Origin of the sequence: Paraburkholderia sp. BR13439 (genome assembly GCF_040948805.1) — a bacterium.
Taxonomy (GTDB): Bacteria; Pseudomonadota; Gammaproteobacteria; order Burkholderiales; family Burkholderiaceae; genus Paraburkholderia; species Paraburkholderia youngii.
In genome coordinates this window covers 1-204 of the sequence record NZ_JBFPKN010000254.1, presented here as the reverse complement: position 1 = coordinate 204, position 204 = coordinate 1, and the positions used below count along the sequence as shown (strand labels likewise).

Below are 204 nucleotides of genomic sequence, written 5' to 3'. Positions count from 1 at the left end.
CCTGCGTGAGCGCATGTTGCTTTGGTTCGCTACCAGCGCGCGGCCACGCGAACTGCCCCTGATTCAGCCGTCGCGCAGCCAGCCAGATGCCAATCCCATCGTGAACCAGCACCTTCAGGCGGTTGGCTCGCCGGTTGGCAAACAGGTAAGCATGGTGCGGATGCGCAGCGCCGAACACGGTGATCACCCGACCCAGTGCCGTAT

The 204-nt window shown here is 63.7% G+C and carries 1 protein-coding gene; it reads right to left on the bottom strand.

Going from position 1 to position 204, the window contains the following annotated elements; genetic code table 11:
• On the bottom strand, positions 1–187 hold a 187-nt coding region (gene tnpB / locus AB3X96_RS43090; RefSeq protein WP_368594478.1), incomplete at its 3' end, for an IS66 family insertion sequence element accessory protein TnpB.
• Between the last annotated feature and the right edge of the window lie 17 nt (positions 188–204).